The following is a 6,243-nucleotide window of genomic DNA, read 5'->3' as shown; positions in this document are numbered from 1 at the left end:
GGAACTGAGGAAGGGGCGGACATTCTGGTAGAGTCGGGGTACGTCCCCGAGGAGCATTTTTGTCGTCACAAACAGAAATTATCCCCTATCGGGGACGTCTTCTCATAAAATTTGTCAGGCCGTCAGCAAGATCTCCTCAACTTGCCGTGCAGGCACTAGCCAAATTTATTGCTCTGGAGGGCTTCTGAACCTGCTATTCGAGTGCGACTTATGAGTACAACTGCGCCACTTATGAATGAAATTCTTCACAATCTTCAAGAAATAAACCCATGGACGCACTTGTGTCAAGCAAATTTGTGGATTTCTCGCTGGGGGTATTCAAGTAAACGGTCTTTCCATATTCTGAAATTTGTATGAGGAAATCATTCAGACCAAATTTAAAGGCAGCCTCTGGCATCGCGGCGCTCAGCGCCGTCCTCCTCACCGGGTGTGGATCAGTGTTCAACTCTCCCACACCCGTGCCTACCAGCGGGGCAGTTAAACAAGCCGCACCATTTAAACTTCAGGCCGCAGGACTTCAGGACGCTTCAGGGTTCACCCGCATCACCACCACCCTCAGCGGTGGCAGCGGCCTCACCAATGCCGTGATCCGGCTCATCCTCCCCGCAGGAGCAAAAATCGCCGGAGCCAGCAACACCAATGGTCTCAATGTGGTAGAGGATAACCTGGTTTTCGTTGCGGGACAGGGAACATTGACCACCTCTATTGACATTACGGGACTCTCATCCACTCACCAAGTCCAAATTGAACTCGTCGAAGCACAAACGGCTACCCTGGTCAACGACAAGACGACGACCACGCTCGCCAACCTGGAAAAAAGCGCATCAACACTTATGCCACAGTCCGCCAGCTTTCAGGAGGGATTCAACTCACTCCAGACTCAACTTCGCGCTCAAACCCTGAAATCCACATCCGTTGCCAAAACCGTAAAGGCAGACTGGCTAAAATACGAGGCTGGTGACCTCACCCAGGATCAGAAGGTCACCCTTGACGACACCCTGCTGCTCACCAATTACCTGTTGAACAACGCAACCCTGACCGAAGGTCAGATTTTCAATGCAGACCTGATTGATAACGGCACCCTCAACAACGACGACCTGTCCGCACTGATCGCCAAGCGACTGGCTATCCTCTCGCTGCTCTCCATTCCCGCTCTGGACGTGCATCCACAGCTACTCACAATCAATAATGAGGCGAAACTCCTGGCAATCCAGAATGCTGGCACCGGATCACTCAACCCTCAGGTAACGACCAACGCCTCCTGGATTACCCTAACACCTGTTCAAAGCGGAATTCATCCCAGCTCACGAGCTTTTGAACTGACAACAGCCCCCAACACACCAGTGGGCATCACGGGAACGGTCACCATCAAGTCTGGCTTCGATGTCCGCAAAGTGACGGTTACCAGTGCAGCGAGTACCCTTCCCGGCGTGGTCGTTCCTGTCGTCTACACCGTGAAAACAGCAGAAGCAACGGGTCTGACCACCGTCTTGACACCCTACGGTCGCGCAGTAAATGGCACCCAGGTGAACACCAATATTCCCACGGATAACGCCCTCATCGTGGTTGGACAGAATGCGGCTGGGGACATGGTGGCCCTGGACGCATTAACGCAAGGTATCCACGAGACCATTCAGTTCAACGCAGAGCGAAGTGCTGTGGGCCTCGTCCTGACCGCACCGGAAATGCTCGGTGTTAGTGGAGCCGCACGAAAAACTTACGCTTCGCAGGTCACCAGCCACCCGCGTTACGCCGATCTGGTTCAAATCATCCGCAGTACAGGTCGTATCACGCTGTCGCAAGCTGAGCTGGATGTTGCCAGTGTGATCGCCACTGACCTCGTCCAGAAGAGCTTTGATCAGCAAGGCGTAACGACAGAACAAGTCAACAACCTGATTCAACAGTTGGCTCAATTGCAGAAGCAGTCAGTCGTTTCCGTAGGCACCGTCGGCGGCAAAATGCAGGCCCAGGCTGTGGAATGCGGGATGTTTGAAGGGAAGCTTTTAGAGTTGAAACAGGATGGTGATTCCATCACCCTGTACAAGCGCATGCCGTTGGCGGCGAATATCTATGTCCTTCCGGGTGAAATCAGAAATCCTACGTACCAGGACTTACTCAACAAGAATGTTGGGAAATCGTACTTGTCTGCTCCAACGTCAGTGACCGGAGTTGGGCTGGCCGACTGGGCCATCAGTAGTGGAGCACTTACCCCAGGGGGTACGCCTAGAAATGCCAATTTTTCGATCAAGGATTTAGACGCAGCGACCCTTGAAAAATTTAAGGGTGAATATACGTCTGGCGCATATTCAGTATATGCGGTATACACAAAATTTGACAGTACTGCTTCGGGTATGGATTCACCAATCCCCATCAATAACGCTGGTGTCGTTAATAGTCTAGTGGTTCTCAATAATTTCCTTAACATTGTTGGATTTGGCTTTGAAGGTTCAAAACTTGAGAAGGCAGCTAACAGTACTGCGGCAATTGCATTGGTTACAGCATTTACCGCAGCAGTAAACACTGGGGAGTTAGGGATAGCCATTCAGAGTTTTAAGGCTGCCCAGGAACAAGGCAATGAAGCCGAAATGGCTGAACAGGCCTCGATTATCGTCACCAATTTAGCCGTGTTTGTTAAAGATCGTCACGAACAACTGACCAACCTTGGTAAAGCTATTGCTGGAGAGGCCCTTGAATCCAGTTACAGTGCTTCCTTGGAAGCAGTTCTCAAGCGTGCCGGAAAAAACGTAAGCAAGGCCATTCTCAATAAAGTCGCTGCCGGTCTCAACGCCGCTTACGCCGTTGGCACCCTCAGTTACTACGGCTCCCGATTGATTCTGGAGAACCAGGAAGAACCCGCCTTCTCACAAGGATTCGTCACGACCGTGGGTAGTGAACGGGAAGGGAAGGGCTGCTTCGTTCCCAAACCCCCACCACCCCTCCCCCCACTTCCCGAGATTCCCCCCATTGACCAGCCTGACCCGGATGACGGCAGAGCACCTGAAGATGGGAGCAACGATGGTGACCAGGGGCCAACCCTTCCATTACCTGAGGAGCCTGGAACAGCTTCCAGCTTCGGTGACCCTCACCTGAGTACCTTCGAGCAACAGGTGTACTCCTTCCAGGCCGCAGGGGAGTTCATCCTGACCCAGTCGCTGGATGATAGCTTCGAAGTACAGGCCCGTTACGTTCCACTTGGTGACACGCAGATGTCAGCAAACAACGCCATCGCCATGCGCGTGGGCGGAGACCGCGTCGGGATTTACGCCACAAAAACCAACGCGCCCCGACTTATGATTAACGGGCAGGAAATCCTGCTCACTGAAGGCCAGGCGAAATTCATTCCTTTACCCTTCGGCGGCAGCGTCTCCTATGACGGGAAACTCACTATGGTGCACTGGAAGGACGGCAGCTTTCTGAGCGCCGACATTCGAGCAGATATTCTGGGTCGCGTTTCTGTGACTGTGCCTGCCGCTCGGCGCAGCCGACTGACGGGGTTGCTAGGGAACTTCGACGGCAACACCCAGAACGATTACCAGACGCGTGACGGTCAGGTGCTGCAAGTGCCCGTTCCCACCCCGAGTATTTACAGCGTTTTTGGTGAAAGCTGGCGCATCAAACCCGAGGAATCTCTCTTTGATTACCTCCCAGGTCAATCCACGTACACCTTCACGAACCGTGCGTTCCCCAGCGCCTACGCTGGCCTGGTCAGCCTCACTTCTGAACAGCGCCTTAAGGCTGAACAGATCTGCAAGGATGCTGGCATCCTCAGCAAAGCGATCCTCGCCAAATGCACCGTGGATGTCGGTATCACCAACAATCCGGATTGGGCTTACTTCAGCGCAGGCGTGGATCCAAACATTCCGGCTATCACCGTCGCCCCCGTCAATGCCTTCATGTTAACGAACACCACCAGGGAATTCTCTGGTCTGGTCAGCGGCCCACAACGCCTTGGAGACCGTTCCATTCAATGGTCAACCACAGGCGGAACCGTGACTCCAATGCCCGGCGGCGGCCTTCAGTACACGGCCCCCAGCATCCCAGGCACTTACCAGATCTCAGCAGTGTCTACGGCTGACCCATCCTTGCGGAAAACCGTCTCGGTCACTGTCACTGAGCCAAGTGGCACGATCAGCGGTGTGACGCGTTTTGTCCTGAAGTGGGGAAACACCCCAAACGACCTCGATACTCACCTGTGGCTTCCTGAGAGCCAGCCCTATCACGTGTACTGGGGACGCAAAGGGAATGATGATAGTTGCCCGAATGCCTCACTGGACGTGGACGATACGGATGCCTTTGGGCCAGAGGTCATGAAGGTTGCCCGCCTGAATAATGTGACGGGTGCGTACCAACTGTACATTCACAACTACTCCAGCACAGGCACTTTCCAGGATGCTCAGGCTACTGTTGAAGTGGTGGACGAAAAAGGTCTCGTAAACGTGATCTCGCCCTCTGAAGGTGAGGGAAACTGGTGGCACGTGTTAAATCTGGACGCCCAGACTGGACAGATTCAACTGGTGAACACGGTTGGTACTGAGTCACAACCCTACCCGGACACCGATCTCGGATGCGCCCCTGCACCTTCTGGACTGCGTCAATTGAGTGTTCCTTCCGTGAAGTGGACACCTGACAGCCGCAAGTAAACTAATGTCAAGGGAGCCATATCAAGGCTCCCTTGGTTTTCCCAGAAAATTCCCATGACCGTTACGAAACCTGCGACACCACCTCCAGCTAAGGCCTGGCTCACCAGCCTCTTTGCCATTTTGCTCATTTCTGGCCCTGGCATCTACTACGCATATAACAGCCGTCTCAGTCTCTCCGTTCAGGAGTTGAAGCGGAATTGTCAACCTGTCGTTATGCAACAACTGAATCCACCCGCGAACGCGGAGGTGGATTTTTTTACTTTTGTGCCAAATGGGGGACGACAAAGCATCAGCGCCAAAATCACAGACAAAAGTCCTGTTGGTATTTATACGAGACGAATTTCCATCACTGTTTTCGTACCGTCAACCAGGAAACTATGGCTAGGTCACTGCATCCGAGACAACAAAGGTTATGTTGTTGGGGGCAGTTGGGATGACTAACAAGGCACACACAACCTCTAGCGTCTCGCATCCTGTGCACCTTCTCTTGCACCACACGAATTCGCCTCGGAGATGAATCTTGAAAAACATCGTCTATTCGTTCGTACTCGTCAGTCTGACTCTCTCCAGTTCAGCCGCAGCGCAAGCCCGAAGCCTGCCTCAAATCCTGATGGATTATGTGATGAACAAGCCACCAGCAGATGAAACACTGAATCCGTTCCCTGGCGCGTTAAGCCGTGAATGGAATAAACCCACGAAACTTAAGGCTCAGAAGGCCGCGCTCGCCTACCAGTACTCGGCAGGAACCGATTACTGGTCATTCATTCTCATGAACCCGCAGGTTTCCCGCACGGAGTACATGGGGACGAAAAATGTGGTGCAGGTCGGTCAAACGGAAAACCCGGTCACCAACGTTTACCGGGTGGGGGACGGACGGTTCGCTGGTTTCATCATCCAGGAATTTGGGACCGCTGGGAACGGCATGATGATCATTCATACGCCACAGATGGCAAAAGAATCACCAAAACTGGTTGGTTTCGTTAAGCCCTGACAGAAAAACTCACTCAGGAAACTGATTCTTCAATTCGGCCCCTCCTATGTGGCGTAGCCAAACCCGGCACACTGGTGGGTCATAACGCTTCCAGGCACTGTTTGGTTGGTGCGGGGGGCGGCACTTGGTTCTACGGGCCGCCTGCTCCCCTGTCCCATGCCTCGCCCGCCCGACTTGTGGGCGACGGTGCTTCCCTGCATGGCCTCCCTCAAAGTGGGTGACTCGGAAGCGGGTACATCTCACTATGCAACACCAAGAGCAAAAAGCACACATGACCACCAAGGGAGCGCACCTTTCATTCTGTGTTGAGGAAATTTTACTTGCACTTTTTTTCGTACCGCGAAATACTGACGATGCCTCATGAACAGACTGATCAGGTATGTACGCCGGGTTAAGAGGCAGGAAGCCAAGTCGGAAACCACTGCCGAGTCGCAGGACAGTATCTATCTACACGAAGATTATTCCATCAAAGCTGGTGAACATCTCCCTGACGGCCTGACAAATTTTATGAGAAGACGTCCCCGATAGGGGATAATTTCTGTTTGTGACGACAAAAATGCTCCTCGGGGACGTACCCCGACTCTACCAGAATGTCCGCCCCTTCCTCAGTTC

At 53.1% G+C, this 6,243-nt stretch carries 2 protein-coding genes; both read left to right on the top strand.

Annotated features, from left to right (window positions below; all coding sequences use genetic code 11):
* Window positions 1–353: 353 nt before the first annotated feature.
* Complete coding sequence (locus E5Z01_RS18815; protein ID WP_135230774.1) at window positions 354–4,640, top strand: VWD domain-containing protein; 4,287 nt, start codon at window positions 354–356, stop codon at window positions 4,638–4,640.
* A gap of 520 nt (window positions 4,641–5,160) precedes the next feature.
* Window positions 5,161–5,631: a hypothetical protein gene (locus tag E5Z01_RS18810; protein ID WP_135230773.1), complete on the top strand. Its 471-nt coding sequence runs from the start codon at window positions 5,161–5,163 to the stop codon at window positions 5,629–5,631.
* The last annotated feature ends 612 nt before the right edge of the window (window positions 5,632–6,243 follow it).

It is taken from the genome of Deinococcus fonticola (assembly GCF_004634215.1).
GTDB lineage: Bacteria > Deinococcota > Deinococci > Deinococcales > Deinococcaceae > Deinococcus > Deinococcus fonticola.
The sequence above is the reverse complement of the archived record's forward strand: the minus strand, read 5'-3'. Positions and strand labels throughout refer to the sequence as shown.

Excerpts from the sequence above, each read along its gene's own strand:
- E5Z01_RS18815 (WP_135230774.1), top strand. The coding sequence starts at position 354 with ATGAGGAAATCATTCAGACCAAATTTAAAGGCAGCCTCTGGCATCGCG.